This window comes from Rossellomorea sp. GCM10028870 (genome assembly GCF_042666755.1).
GTDB lineage: Bacteria > Bacillota > Bacilli > Bacillales > Bacillaceae_B > Rossellomorea.
On the sequence record NZ_JBHTGN010000005.1, the window covers coordinates 297,364 to 320,135 of the forward strand.

At 44.1% G+C, this 22,772-nt stretch carries 15 protein-coding genes and 1 pseudogene; 10 read left to right on the forward strand and 6 right to left on the reverse strand.

The window, feature by feature from the left end:
* Window positions 1-24 precede the first annotated feature (24 nt).
* Entirely contained in the window at window positions 25-849 is an 825-nt protein-coding gene (locus tag ACFQWC_RS19925) for an alpha/beta fold hydrolase (RefSeq protein ID WP_377108904.1), read from the reverse strand.
* A gap of 405 nt (window positions 850-1,254) precedes the next feature.
* Here ACFQWC_RS19925 and ACFQWC_RS19930 point away from each other — a divergent pair, with 405 nt between their 5' ends.
* Together ACFQWC_RS19930 and ACFQWC_RS19935 are read left to right on the forward strand one after the other, a co-directional pair.
* A complete protein-coding gene (locus tag ACFQWC_RS19930) occupies window positions 1,255-5,271 on the forward strand; it encodes a S8 family serine peptidase (RefSeq protein WP_377108905.1) in 4,017 nt (1,338 codons plus the stop codon).
* 277 nt (window positions 5,272-5,548) lie between these two features.
* A pseudogene (locus tag ACFQWC_RS19935) lies at window positions 5,549-5,638 on the forward strand (topoisomerase DNA-binding C4 zinc finger domain-containing protein); the annotation flags it as partial.
* A 400-nt stretch (window positions 5,639-6,038) separates the two neighbouring features.
* Here ACFQWC_RS19935 and ACFQWC_RS19940 read toward each other — a convergent pair.
* Both ACFQWC_RS19940 and ACFQWC_RS19945 read right to left on the reverse strand, forming a co-directional pair.
* Entirely contained in the window at window positions 6,039-6,899 is an 861-nt protein-coding gene (locus ACFQWC_RS19940; protein WP_377108906.1) for a hypothetical protein, read from the reverse strand.
* 24 nt (window positions 6,900-6,923) lie between these two features.
* On the reverse strand, window positions 6,924-7,547 hold the full coding sequence (locus ACFQWC_RS19945) for a hypothetical protein (RefSeq protein ID WP_299744286.1): 624 nt from the start codon (window positions 7,545-7,547) through the stop codon (window positions 6,924-6,926).
* Between the two features lie 512 nt (window positions 7,548-8,059).
* Here ACFQWC_RS19945 and ACFQWC_RS19950 point away from each other — a divergent pair.
* The gene (locus ACFQWC_RS19950) at window positions 8,060-8,251 is read left to right on the forward strand and encodes a hypothetical protein (RefSeq protein ID WP_377108907.1); all 192 of its coding nucleotides are present in this window, start codon (window positions 8,060-8,062) and stop codon (window positions 8,249-8,251) included.
* Window positions 8,252-8,292: 41 nt separating this feature from the next.
* Complete coding sequence (locus tag ACFQWC_RS19955; protein ID WP_377108908.1) at window positions 8,293-8,436, forward strand: hypothetical protein; 144 nt, start codon at window positions 8,293-8,295, stop codon at window positions 8,434-8,436.
* A gap of 176 nt (window positions 8,437-8,612) precedes the next feature.
* Here ACFQWC_RS19955 and ACFQWC_RS19960 read toward each other — a convergent pair whose 3' ends face one another.
* Window positions 8,613-8,876, reverse strand: coding sequence for a hypothetical protein (locus tag ACFQWC_RS19960; protein ID WP_341357124.1), 264 nt, complete (start codon window positions 8,874-8,876; stop codon window positions 8,613-8,615).
* Window positions 8,877-8,881: 5 nt separating this feature from the next.
* Window positions 8,882-9,493, reverse strand: a complete 612-nt coding sequence (locus ACFQWC_RS19965) for a helix-turn-helix domain-containing protein (protein WP_341357123.1) — start codon at window positions 9,491-9,493, stop codon at window positions 8,882-8,884.
* A 261-nt stretch (window positions 9,494-9,754) separates the two neighbouring features.
* On the opposite strand from ACFQWC_RS19965, the gene ACFQWC_RS19970 reads away from it, so the two are divergent.
* The 3 genes from ACFQWC_RS19970 (at window position 9,755) to tatC (ending at window position 12,297) form a co-directional block, all read left to right on the forward strand.
* Window positions 9,755-11,191: an amidohydrolase gene (locus ACFQWC_RS19970; protein WP_341357122.1), complete on the forward strand. Its 1,437-nt coding sequence runs from the start codon at window positions 9,755-9,757 to the stop codon at window positions 11,189-11,191.
* A gap of 51 nt (window positions 11,192-11,242) precedes the next feature.
* Window positions 11,243-11,437, forward strand: coding sequence for a twin-arginine translocase TatA/TatE family subunit (locus ACFQWC_RS19975; protein ID WP_299744311.1), 195 nt, complete (start codon window positions 11,243-11,245; stop codon window positions 11,435-11,437).
* A 122-nt stretch (window positions 11,438-11,559) separates the two neighbouring features.
* Window positions 11,560-12,297 (forward strand): twin-arginine translocase subunit TatC, encoded by a 738-nt coding sequence (gene tatC / locus ACFQWC_RS19980; RefSeq protein WP_377108909.1) that lies wholly within the window; start codon window positions 11,560-11,562, stop codon window positions 12,295-12,297.
* A 168-nt stretch (window positions 12,298-12,465) separates the two neighbouring features.
* Here tatC and ACFQWC_RS19985 read toward each other — a convergent pair whose 3' ends face one another.
* Window positions 12,466-16,515, reverse strand: coding sequence for a S8 family serine peptidase (locus tag ACFQWC_RS19985; RefSeq protein ID WP_377108910.1), 4,050 nt, complete (start codon window positions 16,513-16,515; stop codon window positions 12,466-12,468).
* Between the two features lie 734 nt (window positions 16,516-17,249).
* Here ACFQWC_RS19985 and ACFQWC_RS19990 point away from each other — a divergent pair.
* From ACFQWC_RS19990 to ACFQWC_RS20000, 3 genes are all read left to right on the forward strand, one after another.
* Window positions 17,250-19,868, forward strand: a complete 2,619-nt coding sequence (locus ACFQWC_RS19990) for an endo-beta-N-acetylglucosaminidase (RefSeq protein ID WP_377108911.1) — start codon at window positions 17,250-17,252, stop codon at window positions 19,866-19,868.
* A gap of 311 nt (window positions 19,869-20,179) precedes the next feature.
* Window positions 20,180-21,127 (forward strand): mannose-6-phosphate isomerase, class I, encoded by a 948-nt coding sequence (manA, locus tag ACFQWC_RS19995; RefSeq protein WP_377108912.1) that lies wholly within the window; start codon window positions 20,180-20,182, stop codon window positions 21,125-21,127.
* A 271-nt stretch (window positions 21,128-21,398) separates the two neighbouring features.
* Complete coding sequence (locus ACFQWC_RS20000) at window positions 21,399-22,766, forward strand: glycoside hydrolase family 1 protein (protein ID WP_341357118.1); 1,368 nt, start codon at window positions 21,399-21,401, stop codon at window positions 22,764-22,766.
* Window positions 22,767-22,772: the final 6 nt, after the last annotated feature.

Below are 22,772 nucleotides of genomic sequence, written 5' to 3' on the forward strand. Positions count from 1 at the left end.
AATGCTGGATAAGAAAATGCTCTACTATCTATTCCCTCCCAAAAACCCCTCAACCATCCCATTAAACTTCTCACTATACTCCCAAAACATAAGATGCCCCCCCAATACCTCCACCGACGCTTTAGGAGCCAGCTTCTCCAAACTGGAACTCGCCGCTTCTGCCCAATGCTCCGCAACAACAAACAAAGTCGGCACAGCCTCACTGCTCTCAGCCGCCTCCACACGATAATCAGAGAAAAGCCCCGAAGAAAACAAGTTGGCAGCAATATAGTAAGGGGTTTTCAGTGATTGCTCGACAATCCACGTCAATTCTTCTTCCTTCAGCTCCCGTTGGACCATGACGCCCTTGGCATAAGCAGCAATGAAATCCCGTTGTCCTTTTGGATTGCGAAGATAGTTTGTGTACGCCGCAGCCATGTCATCAAGCTTGCCTTCCACCCACTCCTCGTCTTGTTGAACCGATAAAGATTTGGGCGGCATATCAATGAGGACAAGGGATTTGATGTCATCCGTACCGAATTGGCGGATATATTCCCAAACCGTTAAGCATCCGAATGACCAGCCGACAAGCGTTACATTCTCGACTTTTAATTGCTTCAATACCTTATCGAGATCTGTTCCATGCGTGACATAGTCATTCCCGTGAACCGTCATGGTTGATCGGCCGTGGCTTCTCGGATCGATTACAATCGTACGGTGAGTTTTTGAAAAATGCTTCACCTGCTCGGAAAAGACTTCAGTCGTAAATGTAAAACCCGGAATAAAGACAATGGGTTCTCCGCTGCCGATATCCTGAACAAATAATTCGATGCCCGGTTCCACTTCAATATACGTGCCACTTGGGTTCATGGCTGCATCCCCCTGATTCTTTAAATTGGTTTCTACATTATATTCGTTATGGTGATATTTCATATCAGAAATTATTGATCATCAGGATAGTAGGGAATCTGTCCCTCGGTCCCGTATTCATTTTGCTCCAACTTTCGAGTTCTGGCCCCAACCACCTCTATTACTTGAAATAACCCTATATTATTAAGAAAGAAGTCCTGATTCCATTATATTCATAAGGAGAAAATGCCTCTAAATATCGATATCACCCACCGTTTATCCTGTTTTATGTCCCGATACAGTACCAAATGTAGACCCTTTATAATTTAAACAGAGAGACTTGGAAATGATTGGAGGGCTGAAGTGAAGAGTCCATACAGTCATGGTAGTGTCTCTGAATGAAGTTGAGAAGGGGGATACATATTGATGAAGAAGAAAATAGGAAACTCAGCGCTCGTGCTGTCACTCTCGACGGGTTTACTTATTAGCCCGTTATCTTCTGTCGGCAGTGCGGAGGAAGGGGGCAAACCTGATACACCTTTGTTGATTGAGGAGATGCAGCGGCTGAATAAGGAGATGGGGTATCCATTTCAGGATTTGCGCGTTTCAAGCGACATTGATTTAGAGAGCAATGAAAAGAAGAACGTCATCATAGAATTTCTCCATGAGCCACCTCCAGTGAAAGCCTCCAAGAGCTCCAAGTCAAAACGGTCAACTACCATACATCAAGCGAAAGAAGCAGTCGAGAAAGATCATCAAGCATTTAGATCGCAATTTTTAATGAAGCGAGGTAAAGGTCTTTCAATAAAAGTAAATAAAGAATTTAAGCATGCCTTTAATGGGGTTGCCATTGAAATTCCGCAAAACCAGATAAAAGAGCTGCTAGATTCAGAGATTGTGAAAAAGGTATATGTGGATGAAGAGATATCGATTGATCCTCCTCCACCAGTTGAAGCGGCAAGTGATGAAGAGAAGTCTTCCCCTGCACGGGTGGAAACACTTCCTCAAATCGGAGTGGACAAGCTTCAGGAAGAAGGAATAACGGGTGAAGGCATTAAGGTGGGTGTATTAGATACGGGAATCGATTACAATCATCCTGATTTAAAGGATGTGTATCGAGGCGGCTATGACTTTGTCGATAATGACGATGATCCGATGGAAGCGACGTATGAGGACTGGAAGAAGTCCGGAGCCCCGGAGACAAGGGGAGGCCAAACGTATTATACGTCCCATGGTACCCATGTTTCGGGAACCATCGCCGGACAAGAGGCCAATACAGAGAAAGCGTATAGTGTTCAAGGGGTAGCACCGGATGTTGAATTGTATGGATACCGTGTACTGGGTCCTTATGGGACAGGTCCGATGTCAGGGATTATGGCCGGGGTGGATAAAGCGGTTGAGGACGGAATGGACGTGATCAATCTGTCCCTTGGAGCGGCCACCAATGATCCGTTTGACCCGTTATCCGTCACAGTGAACAATGCGATGCTTGCCGGGACGGTGACGGTCATTTCTGCAGGGAACAACGGGAATAAGATGTATACCCTTGGGACTCCGGGGGCGGCACCGCTTCCAATCACCGTGGGGGCAAGCAGTTCACCCATGACAATCCCGGTATCACAGGTTTTATTCAAAGGTGAATCAGAGGTGGATGCAGAGCTGGAAATGATGGCAAAGTCCTTTACCGACGACTTGACACTTTTAGAAAATAAAGAATTTGAGATTGTTGATGTGAAGAGGGGTCTTCCTTTTGACCTGGCAGGGAAGGATTTGGCCGGGAAGGTAGCGTTGGTCGAGTTCGGCTACTTGCACCCGAAAGGTCTCATGAAAACCTTTAAAGAAAAGGGAGTCAAAGCGGTATTGTTCGCGAGCAACTCAGAGAATCATACAGGTTTTTTCATGGGGGAAGGAGCGGATTTCATTCCGGCCTTTTCGATGAAAAAATCAGCATTGGAGTTTATTCGCAGTCAGGAAAGACCGACCATCACCTTCAATGAAATGGGTGAGTACACCACAGAAGGGGATAAACTGGCCGCATTCAGCAGCAGAGGTCCGTCTTTATTTACATACGACATCAAGCCTGAAATTACAGCCCCCGGCGTCCATGTCTATTCGACGGTCCCGGCATATACGGCGGACACGAAGCAGAGGGAAGACTACACCTATGCATACGAACGATACTCGGGTACATCCATGGCGACTCCACATGTGACAGGGGTCGTAGCCTTGCTGCTCGATCAAAATCCTGACTTGACCCCGGCACAAATCAAAACCATCATGATGAACACGGCGGATCCCCTTAATGGCGATTACAGCGTGTATGAAGTGGGAGCCGGAAGGATGGATGCGTATGAAGCCGCTCATTCAGATCTTACGATGACAGTCCATCATGTAGCGAAGTCGGTAGATGGGAATGGAGAGATCATTGACATTCCCAATGCTACTGGAAGCCTGAACTTTGGCGGGATTGTGCTGGAGGATGAAGACAAACTGGAGAAACAAACGATCACCATTGTGAATAATGGAAAAGAAGTGAAGACGTTAAAGGGTGATGTGAATTTCACCGAAAAATCAAAGGACCCTGTGGCAAACGGAGTCAAACTGACGACAGAGAATCAGGTAACGATCAAGCCGGGTGAATCAAAATCCATTGAAGTACAGCTGGAAGTCCCAGCATCTGCTGAGAAAGGTCCATATGATGGCTACATTCAATGGGTGAATGAACAGGATGGGGGTGAAATCTATCAAATCCCATTCGGTGCCAGGGTATTGGGAGAAGGTCTTGCTAAACCGAAGCTGTCCCACTCTGTGATCACACAAGATACGCAGCCACATCCATACATTCAGAATAAAACCGATATTATCACAGAATTCTTTGCTCCTACGATCTACAGTATTCTGGTCCTTTTAAAAGATTATGAAACAGGTAAAGAACTTGGAGTTGTCGGCTGGTACCTCCCTTCTGATATTGAAGAAGGAAAGGATTATGTCATGAAATTCGATGGGAGCTACAACCCCATTGCAAGTTTTGGGCAACAAATAGCACCAGGAAAGGTGAACGCGAAAGAAGGGAAATACATTCTCGAAATCCAGGGAGCATCCTTTGATGGAAACCGATACATCGAACAGGAAGTCATCACGATTGATAACAGCGTTGCTTCCATTGATTTGAATCGAAAGGGAGGCATCTATGAGGTCGATCCCGGCAAGAGTATGAAGATCAATGGGAAAGTGAAAGGGAATGAAGTATGGAAATATAAAAACGTTGGATTTAAGTCACTGAAAGAGGATACCCCTTATGAAAAGGTGAAAACGACGGGTAAGGATAGAATCAATCTCGACTTGGGTCTTGAAGGAAGCGAGAAGATGAAGACGGTGAATCTACTGCCTGTGAATGTTACGAAGAATGCCTATATGTGGCATCCTGATTATCAATACACCTTGATTGAGAAAGGTACACCATATGCCTATTTAGGTTCAGAGAAGATCGTTGATGAGCAAGAAAATCTTTCAATGGATTTGACGTTGAAAAACGTCAAAGAGCTGACTACATCTCAGTATACGTTCACCTACCCTCATCATTTGGAAATGGAAGAGGTTTCGCTCCATCCTGAATTAGAAAAGGTAGCTCAAGAAAAGGGAATGGATGTAACAGTCGAAACGCTTGAAACCCAATTGAATGAGGCGTCGACTACCGTTACCGTACAAGTTTCCACCACATCAGAAAAACCATTAAAGATTGAAAAGGAAATGGAGATTTTAACACTTTCCTTTACCCAGAAAGCAGGCTCATTTCATAAAGGTCCTCTGGAAATCCAGTTGAACGATGCAGACTTGTCAAGGGGTCCGGAATTATTGACCGTTAATGGAATGGTGAATATCATCCCTTCCACTTCTGAAATAAAAGGATATGGGATCGCAAACTTCAGCTGGAGTCAGGTACAAGAAGCAGATATGGAGAAACTTGACGTCGTCGTAAAAGCAACGGATGAAGAAGGAAAAGAATACGCTGGTACCATGACGGAAACAGGACACTATTTCATTGATGATCTTCCGGCCCAAGAAGAGTCCTACATGGTGGAACTCAAGATTCCTGGACATTTCCGGAGCATCCAGACCATCCCCAACATGAACGATATAGTCGGTAAGCACATATATGGCTCACAGCAGCAATTAAGCAATATCTATTATACAGGCGGGGATGTCAATGGGGACGATGTCATCGACGTCCTGGACGCAGTCGAAATCAAGGACAGCTGGAAAACATCCAAAAACCGCAGCGCCGACATCAACTTTGACGGCATAGTAGACGACCGGGACATGTGGTCGGTCTTCGTCAACTACGAAGCACGAAACACATGGGCACCAAATCCGCCAATGCCAAAACTTGAACATGAGGGTCAGACATTGGAAGACATATTGGATGAACTGGGAATACGTTAACGGGACGTGGGGACAGGCACCTTGTCCCACATGATTTTAGAGAAGAGAAGCACGGGATTATTCCCGTGTTTTTTATGGGGTGAGGGAGCAACAATGAGGACCTGTCCCTTGATCCCCAATGTTAATAAGGTCTAATCTTGTCAATTTCATCCCTCAATTCACTATTTTCCCTCCAGAGTTTCTTATTCTGCGAAGTAAGATTTTTCCATATCAAGGATTTGCTGTTGCAGTTTTTTATTTTCATTGAGCAGTCGATCCTGAGCACCCCAAATGTAGTGGAGAATTATCTATGAAAAAAGGGAAATACGGATCTTTTTATGGGTTTAATAGCTTTCCGAAATGTCGTTATACCAAGCAAGTGTCTTGATTTTGGGGTCAGACCCACCATTCCTATGATTTCCCTTATTTATAGGATTTGCTTTATTCCCATCAATCATTGCACAAGCGAGGTTCAATGAATTTAACGAACGAACCAATCTAGACATTTGATTGGAGGACTATAGGGATTCCTCCGGGAGGTTATCTGATGATGTAGTGAGGGTGAAAATCAGAGAGTGTCTGGGCAAATTCGTAATTCCCCAATTTAAGATCCTGTCGAAAAGGTTGAAAGGGATAGGCTGTTGAAGAGAGTGAAGAGGATTGAAGGAGTGTCACAGCAGCAGGCTGCAAGGATTCTGGGGATTGCGGTTCGTTTTTGTATAAGGTTGAGGGGTAGAGTGGGAAGCGTCCCATCTACCCGAAGCTACTGCATATATAAATTTTGGTCCTTAATTTTTACTATTGATGATATTTTCAACCACTTCATCGTTAATGCCCATTAACCCATACGTGGTTTCCATAAAGAATTGTTCATTTTCCTTTCCTTCTTTTAGATATTGAAACACAGGAACAAGTTGGAAGAAATGACGATTAGATTGAGATGATAAATCGAAGTCAGCTTCAATTGTAAATGTATCTCCTGCATCTACAACTATCTCAGAATCCAGCGGTTTCTCATTTACCATGATATTCTTATACGTAATTTCTTCATTAGGATTATAAAGCTTCTTAATCGTTATAGGTTTATTGGTGTTATTTTTAAAAATACCATTAAAAGTGGTGTTAGGATAAGACGCATTATAACTTCCCTCTGCTATAATGTCTTGATTATCGCCATTTGGTTTTACCATTACCGTAAATTCTCCAATTTTATGTACTTCTGGTTCTCCTTCTTTAAAGAACAAGGAAATTTCCGAAATTGTTTCAATTCCTTCGGTAGCACCTGGACTAATGTTTACTATCAAGTTACCAATGCGCTTCTGATTCCCGATTTGATCACCTTTAGCAACTTCAAAATCCTTTACTTTGAATAAGCCTTTACCATTAAATGAGACACTCACTAAATCGTCTAGCTTTGAATTCTTTCCTTTTTCAACATAAACTAAATTGAAAACCTTAACTTGTGTTTCATCAGTAAAAACCACATTTCCTCTCCATTTTCCAAAATGAACTTCAGATGCTTTTGGAGGCAGAACCTCATCTTCAGTAGAAGCTTTAGAATTTTCTCCAGATAATAAGGTATATGCTACATAAGAAGCAATAAGGACAAAGGTTAAAGTTATTAATACCCATCTCGTTCTTGATTTCATGAGTTATCTGCCTCCAATAATTGTTTATCTGTATACTACACGCAGGTACTGGTCCCTAGTTGGTTCATAAGCGTAATGATAGCTAGTATGAACTACTGCACCACCCATTTTCTCTTGATACTTAACATAGTACTTATTGAAATCTCCGTATAAAGCTAATCTGTTGTCTCTAGAAGGATCAGCTGGAATAGAAATGGTTACAGAATAACTTTTTGAGTATGAACCAGAAAGGCCAAGTTGTACCTTGATTGTATCCTTTATTGTAGCATCAGCACTACCTGATACCGTTAGAGTAGTAGTTGTCGTTGAACTCCATCTGTAGTTATCTGCACCTTGCCAAGTACTGGTTAGATATTTTACGAATTTATAAACTTCACCATAACTTGAAATCTTCGTTGCATGTCTTGTGTAATTTACACATGCGATACAATCTGGCTCTACAGCTGCATCTGGACCTGTTGCCTTATCAATTGAAACCTTTTCCTGCGCTTCTGTCGCTGTAACCTTTATTTGTTCACCCAGTTCAACTGATTGCCCATCAATTACATCAGTTTCTACACTTGATCCAGAACTTGCAAAAGCGGCATTACCTGTAAATAGCATTGCGATCAAAGAAACCGTACCTAACATCTTAAGTATTTTTTTCACCTAATTCTCCTCTTTCTATATATTATTTGATGTTTCTTAAAACTATCCTCCATTCCTCTAGTTGAAAATATTGTACAATACAAAATTTTCTGGAGATTTCTCCATTTCCAGTTATTTCATTCGTTATAGTCGATGAAAGATTCTATATTCATGGGTTTTGAGCAAATAATATAAAGATACTTATGTAAGAACCTTTTACCGGATAATTAATTTATTTTGGAGATATTCGTTAGGTGTCGATTTACTTTCCTTAGCCATTTCTTCGGCATACTGTAAAACTACTCTATGAATCTCCTGCCAGCCGAATAAACTGGGACCTAATTTAAACTGGGTTATACACCGATTATCCTCATGGGCCATAGTTTAGGTGTGAATAAAGCCATCCATTATCTATCTGAAGAGGTGCCCCGCCTATTACTGGTTTAATACTCGCATCCCCTCCTGATCTGGTGGGGCTCTCCAAGCGCTATGACCCTCATCGAAACGACATGATTCACGAAGCAAAGACGAATGTGAATAACGGCGAACCAACGAAGCTTCTCTCACATCTTCACGATGGATGGCTTGAAACCAGCTCACAAACGTACCTGGAGCGTTGCTTAGAAGGATGTGAGGCGGATAATCTCCCTATCTTGGAAAATCCAGATACCTTTGCCGCGCTATCTACCTTACGCATCCCTATTTTTGCGTTCATGGAGACGTAAACGAAGTAAACATTCACACACCGAATGAAGATTTGGCGTTGATGAAGGAAAAAGCGACAGCGTGCCAAAAGTTCGAATATATGGTTTTGGAAGGAACCAATCACAACTATGAAGGAAATGAACAGGAGATGGCGGAAGTGGTTGTGAATTGGATGGAACGGCAGTTTAAGGTTGGAGCGTTTTGAGTGCCTTTTAACAAATGAAACAACCTGTTGGGACGGGGGGACAGGCACCGTGTCCCAAATGATTTCTAGAAGAGAAGGAAGCGAGACACCTTATAAAACGATTTATAGGTAACCCTACGCATCTACTTTCTCCCGGAAAATTACTGAACTAGAATGGTAAGCTCATATGTAGCTTTTCACCGGTAGCGGACCATTCCCAAATGATCCGAAATCCCCTCAATCTTAGGCGTAAGAAAGTCTATATACACCTGATCCCGCCTTATTTCAAACATATGCAAGGCGTGTTTGAAATAAGGCAGGGCTTTTTCATCGTCACCAACCAGCTCATAGTTATAGCCTATCTGGTAATGCAATTCGCCTAATCCCCACAGAAGCTCTTCTTCCAGACACCATTTGATGGCATCGAGGCAATAAGCCGTCGAATCCTCGAGTTCCCCCATGCGTGTCAGCACTCTGGATATATTGTAATACAGGCGCGCTTTAATCGACTTATCCTGTAGTAGCTCAGTGGTATGGAGGGCCTTCTCGACCCGGCATATCGTTGGATGGAAAAGTGAATGGTGCCGATGCTTGAAAGAATCTGCATTTCTCTTTCGGACATCGCTTTTTTATCATTAGCCGTCAGCTGATAGGCGTGATGCAATAGATCGAAGGAGGTGTCATGATCCTTCTCGACCTCATATTGATAAATCCCTTTGTGCCAGTATAGAAGCTGTAGCTTATCTTGATCCTTATAGAACAACGGGTTCTTTTCCTCTGTCTTGACCAACTCCATCATCTCTTCGAAGCGTCTGTTGACCCGCATGTATCGTAATTGTTTCTCTACTTCCTTCATATAATCCAGTCGCGTGGTGGTCCCGATTTCAAAGAAATAGTTCACATCGACGCCCAGTTTGACTGAGATTTGGTATAGGGCCGTTGCACTTGGGTAAATATCTCCTTTTTCGATCCGGCTGATGAGCGCCTGGGTACAGATTCCTTCAGCAAGCTCCCCTTGGGTGATCCCGACAGATTTTCTCATTTCCTTGATCTTCTTTCCGATTACGGAGTAATTCACCGTGCCACCTCCCAGCTCAGATTTCTATTTTTATAGTTTAACAGAAAAGATGTCTTTTCATGGATAGCAATCGATCGTGGATGGGACGTGGGGACAGGCACCCTGTCCCACGATTACATAGAAGGAACAACCACCATGATTCCATTTAGCTGAATAGTAATAATATTTTAAAAATACCCAAAGCAATTATAAAAAAAGTCGAAACGATTTTGATATGCTAGTTCTAGCTTATAAAAAACACGATGTAAGGAGAATGAGTAAATGGATCAGGAAAGGTATGGTTTATCCAGAAGAAAGTTCTTAAAGGACGCAGGGAGGATCGGCGGCGCTTCTGCTGTGCTCGGAGTGACCGGTTCCATGGGATTGTTTGGACCCCAACCGGCAGGTGCGAAAGAACATCAAACGAATAAACACCACACGAAGCAACCGGGAAAAAACAGTTCTTATATGCTGCTGAACGTACGTTTAGAAAGCGGATATCAGTATGAAGGTGGAGAGGTCGTCGCTACAAGCACGGTGTTGAAAAACATCCGCATCGATCAAGGCAAAATCACGAAGATTACAGATACGGGTGTACCATATGAAAAGCACCTTGATTGCTATGACGCCGATGGAAGGCTGCTTCTTCCTTCTTTTAAGGAAATGCATATCCATCTGGATAAAACCTATTATGGTGGTCCTTGGAAAGCGGCAGCCACCAGGAAAAATGGTATTTTCTCCATGATCGAATTGGAACAGTCGCTGCTACTGGAATTACTTCCGACTGCCCAGGAGCGTGCAGAGAAGCTGATTGAGTTGATCCTCGGGTATGGTTCCACCTTTGCGAGAAGCCATTGTAACATCGATCCGGTAGTAGGCCTTAAGAATCTGGAAAAATTGCAGCTTGCCTTAGCCAACTATTCAGATAAGTTAGGGCATGAGATTGTGGCATTCCCGCAGCACGGTTTACTCCTTTCTGATTCTGAAGGACTCATACGTGAGGCTATGCAGCTTGGCGTGACACATGTCGGCGGACTCGATCCAACCAAAGTCGATGGAGATATGGAAAAGTCATTGCAAACCATGGTACAAATTGCGGCTGATTATCAGGCCGGGATCGATATTCACCTTCATGAGGGAGGGGAAACCGGTCTAAAGGCGATACGCAGATTAGCCGATCTGACTGAGGAAGCGGGCCTTCAAGGAAAAGTAACCATCAGTCACGCGTTCGCCCTTGCAGACTTGGCACCTGGCGCTGACGTGGAGATGGCGAACCGCCTGGCATCATTGGGCATTTCCATTGCCTCCCATGTACCGAACGGGAAAGGCGTCATGCCGATTCCGATGCTTCAGGAGCAGAATGTAAACGTCATGCTTGGAAATGACAGTATCACCGATCATTGGTCACCATTTGGGATCGGGGACATCCTTCATAAGGCACACCGGGCTGCCGAACTGTATGGCTGGTCCAGTGAGTACAAACTGTCACGGGCACTTTCTCTGGCAACCGGAGGGATCACACCATTGAATGAGTCGGGTAAACAAGTATGGCCGAAGGTGGGGGATGAAGCAACAGCCGTCCTTGTTCCTGCAAGCTGTTCCGCTGAAACGGTGGCCCGCCTGCCTAAATGTGATGCCGTTCTCTATAAGGGGAATGTGGCATCCGGTTCTCTTGATGGTGTGAAGCCGAATGGAAAGAACCCAAAAATGAACGGATAATGGATTGAATTTTACACGCTACGAAAATATCATGGTGAGGAGGGGACATGAATGATTCAAAATATTGGAATACCGGGCTTGATATTGGTTTTAGTCATTGCGCTTATCATCTTCGGCCCATCCAAGCTCCCTGAAATCGGAAGAGCCTTCGGATCGACCTTAAGGGAATTTAAAAAGTCTACGAGGGAATTGGTTTCAGATGGCGAGTCTGAAAGCCGCGAATCCAAAACCAACAATGAAAAGTAAATGAATGATCGATCGATGGTAAGGTGCAGGTATTCGTTACTTGCACCTTCTATTATTTTAGGGAGTAAGGGTTTATACCATTAAGCTTTACTAAAGATTTTTTCCCAACCAGAGGTGTATGTATGGAGAAGATGGATTTGAACTTAATTGGACATTTGGAAGAATTGCGCAAACGACTGATCATCACACTTGCTACATTTGTGGTGTTTTTTCTGATTGCTTTCTATTATATCCGGGATCTATATGAATGGTTCATCCAGGATTTCCCGATCAAGCTAGCCGTTCTGGGACCGAGTGACATCCTATGGGTGTATTTACTGCTGTCGAGTGTCGTAGCCCTTGCCGGAACCATTCCAGTGGCCGCTTATCAGATTTGGCTCTTTGTCCGGCCAGCCTTACATGAACATGAGCGGAAAGTGACCCTTGCCTACATCCCGGCATTATTCATCCTTTTCATTCTGGGCATCAGCATGGGATACTTTCTGATTTTTCCCATCGTTCTTGACTTTCTATTGTCTTTATCCGGGGATATGTTCATGGAGTTCTTTACCGTGGAGAAATACTTTCGCTTCATGATCAGTATGACGCTGCCATTTGGTTTCTTGTTTGAACTGCCGGTCGTCATCATGTTTCTCACAAGCATCGGGGTATTGAACCCTTATCGCTTACAAAAGACAAGGAAGTATGCTTATTTCTTTCTGATTGTGACGTCTGTTTTGATTACGCCTCCTGATTTTTTATCAGATGTTCTCGTGATTGTTCCTTTATTGTTGTTGTATGAATGCAGTGTGGTGTTGTCGAAGGTGGTTTATCGGCGGAGGAAGGGGGGACAGGCACCGTGTCCCAATAGATTTGTTTAAACAAACGTTTGATTAGAAAGTCCAAAGCCCTCCGCTTGTGCGATTTAGATCTAAACGACCGTTTGATTAAGATAGGGACAGAGGAACTGCTCCAAAAGTAAAAAGACGAGGGGATGATTTCCCTCGTCTTTTTTTGAATTCTGGGACAGGGAACCTGTCCCCGTGTCCCTAATTCACACCCAATTCTTCCAAGATTTCCTCAAGTGTGACTCCTTCACTTTCTGTTTGTGGCTCAGGAGGATCTTGGACATCCGGATTCTGCAGTAAGTAGTTCTGGACTACCCAATTAAGGTCTTTGTTGTCTACTGTTCTATCGAAATTGATGTCCGCATTGCGATTCGTTGAATGCCAGTTCTCTTTGATGAGCAAGGCATCGAGAATGTCGATGGTATCATCTTGGTTCACATCGCCTGGTGTTGCATAGAACGTAAATAGGTTTATTTGTTGACCAAGGACCTCATCACCCATTTGTACACCGACTCCCGCTGATTGATGTACGGTAAAATGTCCCGGTAAGGAAATGTCTAATCGGAATGGTTCTGATGTGATAGGCAACTTAGATAGGACAAAATCGCCATATCGATTCACACTGCCTGTTCCGTCATATTCGGTCCCGTCTGGATACTGGAGGTTGATGGTGGCTCCCACGGTTGTCCAGTCTAAACCGAAGCTTACGCCACGCGAACTAACCCTTCCGATAAGCTCCGAATAAGTTGGAACAATGTTGATGGATTCTGAAGCAAAAGGAATCGTTTTTCCCTCATCAAGATGGTTCGTGTACGTAAAGGTTGGCTTCATTTCTCCGATGACTTGGAAACTGGAATCTTTTACTTTGATTTCGAGGTCGACTGCCTTTAGCTCTCCGCTCATGGGATGATCAACATCCAATGTAACGTTGAGATTGTTTCCTTGAAGTTCTGAATTCACGACGGGGTTAGCGTCATCACTCAACTGCACATTCGGTCGAACGTCCACGACGTCAAAATACTTCGCGAAATTCGGGATAGTCCATTTTCCTGATACCAGATCTTTTACGTTGTCTACGACTAGAGTGGTCGTGAACGTGTCTCCCATGTTTACCGTCGATGCGTTAGAATCCATGTATCCGTATGGCATTCCTTCTTTAATAAAATAATAGGTCTTCTTTTCACTCCTATTATTAGCTGCGTCATTTGCAAAGATAGCATAGCTCATAAAAGGTTTGTTCGCGTCCAACGGTACCTTCAGAGAAATGGATCCATCAGCTGCCACCGGCAGTACAGGATTGTAATTGTTATTGATGGAATAATTGATTGTATTCAAGCTTTGATCTACGTTCATCCCCGCATTCATCATTTGATCAATCTCATGGTCGTGTACGTTCACGTCCAACGTATACTCTTCTTGATCAGCTGGATATTCAATGACAGGGGACTCGTTTTCGTCTAATGGACTAAGTAAACTCGGATTCTTAGGATCTATGAAAATAGTCATTTCCTGTGTAAACACTAGATCCCGCTTACTGGTTCCGATTGCCTTTATTTTATAGAAGCCTGGCTGTGCTTGCGTAGCCTTTGAGGCGATCGGTTGTTCTTCTTCATTCGTAAAGCGGAAGTACTCCCCATTAAATACGTCTCTGACAAGATAATGTATGCCGTCGTAAGCAGATTCTAGGTTGAGTGACCCCAGGTAGCCCAGGTCTTCACCGGTGTTCCCTTCTGTTAAGACGAAATCTATCTTTTTCATAGGTGACTTGAAGCTGAATAAGAGGTCCACCCATGATTTAGCAAAGTAGTTCCGCTTTACATGAACATAAGGGGGGGATATGGCAGGCGAAGAAAGCTCGGTGAAATGGAATCCGCTTTCCATGGTCCTGAAGGCAAATGGAATTCGATAGCTTTCTTCCAGGTCTAATTTATTTACAAACGTAATATAGCCTTCATACATGCCGATTTCAGCAGTCTCTGGAACGGTTAAGAAAACATTTGTCTTTTGTTTGGCATTCGCCTTCACTTTCACCTTATCGTCGACGACCACTTGTACGCCATTTTTGTCAGCATCCAAAGAAGTTTCAGTGAATTCTACCGAAACATCGAATTGTTTTTTCTTCTTTCCCTTATTTTCAATGGTAATCGATCTTTGTGTACGAACATGTCCTTCATCTGGAAAATAAGAGCCAAAGCTAAGACCGCCGGTTATTTCGTCTAGCTCTACTTTCTCCCCTTGATCGATCATGGGCGTCTTATCCATGACTTTCAATTCTATTTCTGAATGAACGGCATCGTAAGGGCTTATTCTTCCTGCCCCGATATCAAACACACTATATTCCCCGTTTAAAGGAACCGATGTATTCATTAAGAGTGTTTTGATGTCCGCCGGCTGAAGGTCAGGATCATTCTGAAGCATCAGAGCCGCCATTCCCGCTACGTGTGGGGCGGCCATGGATGTACCTGAATAACGGTCATAGGCAAATTGGTAATCGGATGAGTCAGCGTTATACACGGAATAGGCCGGTACCGTAGATAAAACGCTTACCCCTGGTGCCGTCACTTCTGGTTTGATATCGATATTTTCCCTGGAAGGGCCCCGTGAGCTGAATTCCGCCAGTTCATCCTCTTTTGTATAGCTCACAGTGTAGGTTGAAAATGTGAGTTTCGCCTCACCAGAATGAAGAAGACCCTTTAACTCCAGTCCATCTTGATTGTTCATGTAGAAGCTAGGAATAAAGCGGTGATCTTCACCAGTGAAATATGAGAATTCTCCTATGTCAGGGTCACTGTGATAAACCAATACTGCTTTCGCACCGTGTTCCTTTGCGTAGACAATTTTATCTTGTGTGCCAATGACTCCATGATTGACCAGTACCACTTTCCCTTCAACATTCTTCCCAGCGTAGTCACTTCTTCTTCCATTCCCAAGGTCTACAATGTCAAACGACTGATCCTCGAATGAGCGTAGATCCGTAACAAAATCATTTGCGTATTCTTGCAGTTCAATGGAAACATCTTTATCACCTGTTGCGGTAAAGTGTACAATCGGCAACGAAGTAGAGCTGGCACCTACAGTCAGTGCATAGGCAGCCGCACCGGGAGTGCCCAGTGAATACGCTGTTGAACCGGTGTTTCCTGCTGAAACGACAGCCACAACCCCACTCAGTACGGCATTGTTAATGGCGATGCTTGTTGGCCCTAATGGTTCATTCGCGTTCATCCCCAAGGAAAGGTTGGTGACATCCATGCCATCTGATACAGCCCTGTCAATCCCGGCAATGATATCGTCCGAATGGCCACTCCCGTAAGGACCCAATACCCGGTAGCCGTACAATTGGACATCGGGGGCTACACCCTTTACAGTCACTCCACCGGTGTTTTTGCCTTGAGCTGCAATGGTCCCTGCTACATGGGTTCCATGAGAGGTATAGTAGAAATTGAAGTTGTCTACAAGTGGGCGTCCCGATTCTTTCCAATCCTTGTAGGTCGTCTCCATTGGATCATCGTCGTCATCCACGAGGTCATATCCACCTTCAAACGCATCCTTCAGGTCCGGGTGATGGTAATCAATCCCCGTATCGATTACGCCCACTTTTACTCCCTTTCCCGTGATGCCTTCCTCATGTAGTCGATCGATTCCTAAAAACGGAATGCTGTCTGCCATATGTGGTGTATTTGATTCTTGATCGGTTTCTTGTTCAGGTTCAATCGAAAAGGTATGGTTTTTATAAATGGCTTTAATCTCATCCAGCTCTAATAATGTTTCAATCTTGTCGGCTGCCAAGGTTACGGCCATTCCATTGAATGCTGTCTGGTAGGTTTTTTCAATTTTAATGTTATTCTTTTTCGCATAAGCTTTAAATTCTTGATGCTCACCTTGTACCTTCTCCCTGGCTTCCTTCACTGATAAATCCACCCCCTGTAATGCAGAGGTAAGTCTGGCGATTTCTTCAGGCTTCGATTGGAATTCAATGATGACCGTTGTGTCCGCTCCCATCAATAAGTCCCTGGGTTCAAATCCCAGTAACCCTTCATTTTGAGTCGCCTCTAATTTTTTTAAAGCCTTTCGTTGCTCTTCTGACAAGGAAGATAATAGGTCTACAGTGGAATCCTTTGAAGCCGCCTGGGTATTCTCTATTACACTAGTAAAAGGTGTGTAAATGGATAAAAGGAGAGTCGCTGTAACTAAAAGGTATGTACTCTTTTTAAGCTTTGATTTCTTTCTTGACCGAAATAATCTTGGTTTCATCAAATTTCCCCCACATCAACTAAATTAAAATCATGTCTTCTTCATGTTCCGGCTACTTTGGTTCTATTAGGAAGATGATCGATCTAAAGAAGCAATGAAAATTCTTCAAAGCAGGGAAACGATTAGTAGTCCAGAAATAGGTATCAACTGAACTGTCACCACCCTTCAAGTATTTTGCTGGAAAACAAGTATGGATGAATGGTTGTAGTAAGTATTGAGGTAAGCAGGGAGACTCGCTGAGGTGGACGTACTAGTTTTATAGATCATTTTCTATGATTGATTGAATTGTATACTCACATGAATTCTATTACAATTGGGGTATTTTTTACCGACTTAATATCTACAAAGTATGTCATAAGCCTTCTGGTGCTTACAGTTTTGGCTGTTGTACATTTCCATAGAATCAAAATAAGAGTTTCACTTGGGGTTTTAGCGAGATGGGACAAGGGGACAGGCATCCTGTCCCAAAGAAGAGAGAAGGACAGGGGGAAAAGGAGCATGTTCCACTGTCCCACTGTAAAATTTAAAGATTAACTGTTCATACTTTACAACATCCTCCAGAGCAATTGATTCCTATATCCGTCTCGACTAAATTAAATCTAATCAGTCTGCTTTTCTCAATTATTGTAAGCGTTAACAAATTTGGGATTGGTGGTTTCGAATTGGAAGAGGGGGTGGGTTAGAACGAGGCAGTAAGTCTGTGAATCAATCATAAATGGAGGGTGAGTGAAGGAATGAAGAACGGTAAAAAAAGGATTGTTGGAAGTCTCATGTTTTTTGTCTTGTTTCTTTTTCCCTTGGCAGTATCGGGAGAAGGTCCCACTTCTTCTCATTGGTATCCGGAAGAGCTTCTGGAGTGGTCTCCTGAGCAGGATCCGGACGCAGCCTACAACAGGTCCATGGTTCCTCTGGCGAAACGGGTGGAGTCAAGTGACAGGAACAATGCTGCTCGCGTTGTAGCTTTATCTGCTTTAAATCCTCATACGAGCGGTGTACCTTCACAAGGAGGTAAGGAGTTTTATGCGAATACATTTGCCTTTTGGCAATATGTAGACGTGATGGTGTACTGGGCAGGATCTTCCGGGGAAGGTATCATCGTGCCCCCTAGTGCTGATGTGATTGATGCTTCTCACCGTAACGGGGTACCGATCTTAGGGAATGTCTTCTTCCCGCCGAAAGTGTATGGCGGAAAAGAAGAGTGGGTCGACCAAATGTTGACACAGCGGGAGGATGGCTCTTTCCCTGCTGCGGACAAATTGCTTGAAGTGGCAGAATATTATGGATTCGACGGATGGTTTATCAATCAGGAGACCGAGGGTGGAGACGGGGAACAAGCAGAGAAAATGCAAGAGTTCCTTACCTATCTTCAGGATCATAAGCCGACGGACTTTGAGATTATGTGGTATGACTCCATGGTGAAATCAGGTGAGATTGATTGGCAGAACTATTTGACGGATGAGAATACGTACTTCCTGCAGGATAAGGGCCGACGTGTGTCCGACAGTATGTTCCTGAATTTCTGGTGGAAGGGTGGAAGTCAGGAACGCTCGTATGAAAAGGCGTTGGAAATCGGACGATCTCCTTATGATTTGTATGCAGGAATAGATGTGGAAGCCAATGGGACTAAGACCTCTGTAAAGTGGGACAACTTAGTCAAAGAAGACGGCTCACTTTGGACATCCCTTGGTATTTATCGCCCAGATTGGGCATTTAAAACATCAAGTTCAATGAACGAGTTTTATCAAAAAGAAGAAGCGTTTTGGACAGGGGATCCTGAAGTGAACTGGCCTGGAATTTCGAGTCATTTTACTGAAAAGACAACGATCCAGTCGCTTCCATTCACGACGAATTTCAATACAGGAAGTGGAGAATTCTTTGCCATTGACGGGGAGAAGTCTTCTGAACAGGAGTGGAATAACCGAAGTCTCCAAGACATTTTACCGACTTGGCGTTGGAAAGTAGACGGAGAAGGTGAATTATTGAACCCAGCCTTTGATTGGAGTACGTCTTACTATGGTGGAAGCTCATTGAAAGTTCATGGAACGCGTGATGAGACTAGTAAGACAACCCTGTCCCTTTATGAAACAGATGTGGAGATTACCAAAGATACGAAATTTTCGATTACGTACAAAACGGATGAAAAGAAACCGGAGATGGACGTGCAACTGGACTTTGATGATGATAAGACTTCATTGATGGAAGTGAAAAAGAAGAGTCGTGGAGGTTGGGTCACCCAAACGTTTAACCTGACGAAATTCAAGGGACATCATCTTTCCGCCGTTTCCCTTCACTTCGATAAAGTGAAAGAACCTGGGGACTATGAAATCCATATTGGAGAAATCAAGATCTACAATGACAAAGATGAAAAAGAGAAGCCGAAAAAGCCAACGGGGCTTGAGGTCTCTCACATCCATTTCATTGATGGGTTATATGCGGATGTCCGGTTGTCATGGAATAAGATGGACGAAGTGAAACAGTATGAGGTGTACAGAATTCATACTGATGGCTCCAAGGAGTGGGTAGGGGCAACTCCAAACCATGTCCTTGCCTTGAATGACTTGAAAAGGAATGGAAAAGAAACAGCTACATCTTATGAGTTGGTACCAGTCAGTGAGGAGCTTGTAAGAGGGGATAGCAGTGTGGTCACAATGGATTGGCCAGCCTACCCGAAACCGGAAGCAGACTTTCGGGTCGATCAAACGGTTGTGCGACCGGGGGATAAGGTCCAGTTCTTTAGCGAAGCTTCAGAAGTAACGGAAGAGTGGGAATGGCAGTTCGAGGGTGGTCAGCCGGAGGTTAGTTCAGAGGAGAACCCTGTCGTTCACTATCCCGAAGAGGGGTTATTTTCCGTAACCCTGACGGCTCGGAATACTTCGGGCGAAGATGTCAAGACGAAACAAGCTTATATTTATGTCTCTGAAGACGCGGATGCGACTAGAAATGTCGCCTTGAATAAATCGACTGAATCAAGTGGTGCCTGTGCTCCAAGTGAAGGGGCAGACAAGGCTGTTGATGGGGAAGTGGAGAATAACAGTAAATGGTGTGCGCTTGGTACGGATCAGTGGATGGTCGTTGACTTGGGGGATACACATCATCTATCCAAATTCATCGTGAAACATGCTGAAGCAGGAGGAGAATCCCCGGCGTTCAACACGAAATCCTTTGTCATAGAGACAAGCATGGATGGAGAAACGTGGAAAGAGAACGTAAGCGTGGAGGATAATCAGGCCGCTGTAACCGAGCATACGATAGCTGTAACGGAAGCTCGCTTTGTTCGTTTATCGATAAACGAACCTACCCAAACAGGAGACCAAGCTGCACGTATTTATGAACTGGAGGTTTATGGATATTAGTAGTGTAGTAGGGATGTAGAATGGAATGCTGCCAAAATCGCCTGTCGATTTTGGCCTTTTTATAGGTGTCGACACCGTTTGGTCAAGTGATAGAGATAAGGAGTGACAAGAAGCTGGAAGGGAAGCGGTCATACAGAATACGCCACTACCACTGATGAAATGTCAGTCTGATAGACAATCTACTTGCGGGTAGAACATGTTCCGCAAGGCAATCAGTCGGAATGGAGTGTAACGAGTACGAATATGCTAGGCATCAAGATATAACTTCAACTGGATTAAGTGAATAAGATCAACTGAATAAGGAGGATATCATGAACCAGCCACTATTTCTACAACCCGTATTTCAAGAGAGAATTTGGGGAGGTACGGCTTTAAAAGAGCGATTTAATTACGATATTCCATCTGATGAAACAGGAGAATGCTGGGCTATATCCGGCCATCCCAATGGGCAGAGTACCGTAATCAACGGAGAGTTCGCAGGGAAGACCATTGGTGAGCTTTGGGAAGAACATCGCGAGCTATTCGGCAAGCATCCTTCCCCCGTATTTCCATTATTAAAGAAAATATTAGACGCGAACGCGGATCTATCTGTGCAGGTTCACCCGAATGATGCCTACGCAAATGAACATGAAAACGGTGAACTGGGTAAAACCGAGTGTTGGTATATCATTGATTGCGAAGACGGTGCTGAAATGATCTTCGGGCATACTGCTCAAACGAAGGAAGAATTCGTTTCCATGATTGAAAACGGTAAGTGGAGTGAACTCCTCCGACGCATTCCTGTGAAGCCTGGTGACTTCTTCTATGTTCCAAGTGGCACGATCCATGCCCTGTGCAAAGGAACGTTGGTCCTCGAAACACAGCAAAGCTCAGATACGACCTATCGTGTGTATGACTATGACCGAAAGGATGGGGGAGGGAACACCCGGGAACTGCATATCGATAAATCCATTGAAGTGACGACGATCCCGCACAGGTTTGAAGCTGTTAAGCCAGTTGTGGAAACGCGTGAAGGAGTCGAGTCCACTAAGTTTGTGGAAACGGAATACTTTACCGTATACAAATGGCAAGTAGACGGGCATGCCGCATTTCTGCAGGACCAGCCATTTCAGCTGGCAAGTGTATTGAACGGAAACGGAATGCTGAAAGTCCATGGAGAAGAATATTGTCTGACAAAAGGAGATCATTTCATTTTACCCGCGGATGTCGAGACGTGCGAGATCGAAGGACGGGTCGAGTTGATTGTATCTCATGTTTGATAGGTTGTAAGAATGGCGCAGAGCCTTATAGGCTTTGCGTTTTTTATATTTTGGCATACCTCAGGGGAACAGAGAATGGTAGGTTGATTGTTTCGTGAGAACGACACCGTTCCAGAACATGACCCTCATCCACCCATCCACAAAGGTGTCATTATTAAAGTTTTCATGCGTTTATTAAAGGAGTTGGAGTGAACATATTCCAACTCCTTTTTATTCTTTATATGATGGCTTTAAGAGTAAATGTAAGCGATTTCTAGAGAGGGTGGTATAAATGGGATTTCCTGATGGTTTTTTATGGGGGGCGGCTTCTTCGGGACCACAGATGGAGGGAGCGGGGAGTAGTGAAGGAAAGGCTCAGAATGTTTGGGATTACTGGTTTCAGAAGGAGCCCGAACGTTTCTTTCAGCAGATGGGGCCGGAAGACACTTCAGGCTTTTATGCACACTATAAAGAAGACATCGTCACGATGAAGCAAATAGGCTTTAATTCCTTTCGAACCTCGATATCATGGTCCCGGTTATTGCCTGATGGCATTCAAGTGAACGAAGAGGCGGTTGCCTTTTACAGGGATGTATTTAAGCGGCTGAACGAAAGTGGGATTAAGCCCATTGTCAATTTGTTTCATTTCGATATGCCCTTTCGGTTGTACGAGAAAGGCGGTTGGGACAATCGGGAAGTGGTGGATGAATTTGAGTTTTACGCTAAGGTGGCATTTGAACGATTCGGGGACCTTGTAGAGGAGTGGGTCACGTTCAATGAGCCCATTGTACCTATAGAGATGGGTTATTTAAATGATAAGCATCTGCCGGGAGTATTCAATCTCAATCGAGCCTTTCAGGCAGGCTTTCATACGTTGATGGCCCATGTGAAAGCAGTGAGGGCATTTAAGGAGAGGAACAACTCGGGTAAAATAGGGATCATTTTGAACTTAACGCCAAGCTATCCCCGTTCTGATAGCCCTAAAGATGTGGAAGCGGCTATGTGGGCAGATGTACTGTTTAATCGGAGCTTTTTAGATCCGGTAGTGAAGGGAGAGTTCCCGGAGGAGTTGTTGTCCTTCATAGAACAAGAACACATTCACGTTCGTTCCTTTCCTGGAGACCTCCAACTATTGAAAGAGTATACCGTGGACTTTCTAGGTGTTAATTATTATCAGCCAAGGAGGGTAAAGGCAGGCTCACCTGCTTCGGCCGGCACACTTGATCACTATTTCGAACCTTATCAATGGGACGGAGCGAAAATGAATCCACATCGCGGATGGGAAATATACGAAAAAGGCATGTATGATATTGCCCTGACAGTAAGAGACCAATATGGGAACATCCCCTGGTATATCGCAGAGAATGGGATGGGAGTAGAAGGTGAAGCAAGGTTTAGAGATTCTTCAGGGATGATTCAGGATTCCTACCGGATTGAATTCATGTGCAATCATCTAAAGTGGCTTCACAAAGGAATAGAAGAAGGCTCAAATTGTTATGGGTATCATGTATGGACCTTCATTGATAACTGGTCATGGCTGAATGAGTACAAAAATAGGTATGGCCTCGTTGAACTGGATTTGGAGACCGGAAGAAGGAAAAAGAAAAAAAGTGCAGACTGGTTCAAGGTACTTGCCGAATCAAATCAGCTTCCGGAATGAGGTGAA

What these genes read in the sequence shown, in the direction of transcription:
- ACFQWC_RS19925 (WP_377108904.1), bottom strand. Translation starts at nt 849, where the DNA reads ATGAACCCAAGTGGCACGTATATTGAAGTGGAACCGGGCATCGAATTA.
- ACFQWC_RS19930 (WP_377108905.1), top strand. Translation starts at nt 1,255, where the DNA reads ATGAAGAAGAAAATAGGAAACTCAGCGCTCGTGCTGTCACTCTCGACG.
- ACFQWC_RS19940 (WP_377108906.1), bottom strand. Translation starts at nt 6,899, where the DNA reads ATGAAATCAAGAACGAGATGGGTATTAATAACTTTAACCTTTGTCCTT.
- ACFQWC_RS19955 (WP_377108908.1), top strand. Translation starts at nt 8,293, where the DNA reads ATGAAGGAAAAAGCGACAGCGTGCCAAAAGTTCGAATATATGGTTTTG.
- ACFQWC_RS19960 (WP_341357124.1), bottom strand. Translation starts at nt 8,876, where the DNA reads ATGGGGGAACTCGAGGATTCGACGGCTTATTGCCTCGATGCCATCAAA.
- ACFQWC_RS19970 (WP_341357122.1), top strand. Translation starts at nt 9,755, where the DNA reads ATGGATCAGGAAAGGTATGGTTTATCCAGAAGAAAGTTCTTAAAGGAC.
- ACFQWC_RS19975 (WP_299744311.1), top strand. Translation starts at nt 11,243, where the DNA reads ATGATTCAAAATATTGGAATACCGGGCTTGATATTGGTTTTAGTCATT.
- tatC (WP_377108909.1), top strand. Translation starts at nt 11,560, where the DNA reads ATGGAGAAGATGGATTTGAACTTAATTGGACATTTGGAAGAATTGCGC.
- ACFQWC_RS19985 (WP_377108910.1), bottom strand. Translation starts at nt 16,515, where the DNA reads ATGAAACCAAGATTATTTCGGTCAAGAAAGAAATCAAAGCTTAAAAAG.
- ACFQWC_RS19990 (WP_377108911.1), top strand. Translation starts at nt 17,250, where the DNA reads ATGAAGAACGGTAAAAAAAGGATTGTTGGAAGTCTCATGTTTTTTGTC.
- manA (WP_377108912.1), top strand. Translation starts at nt 20,180, where the DNA reads ATGAACCAGCCACTATTTCTACAACCCGTATTTCAAGAGAGAATTTGG.
- ACFQWC_RS20000 (WP_341357118.1), top strand. Translation starts at nt 21,399, where the DNA reads ATGGGATTTCCTGATGGTTTTTTATGGGGGGCGGCTTCTTCGGGACCA.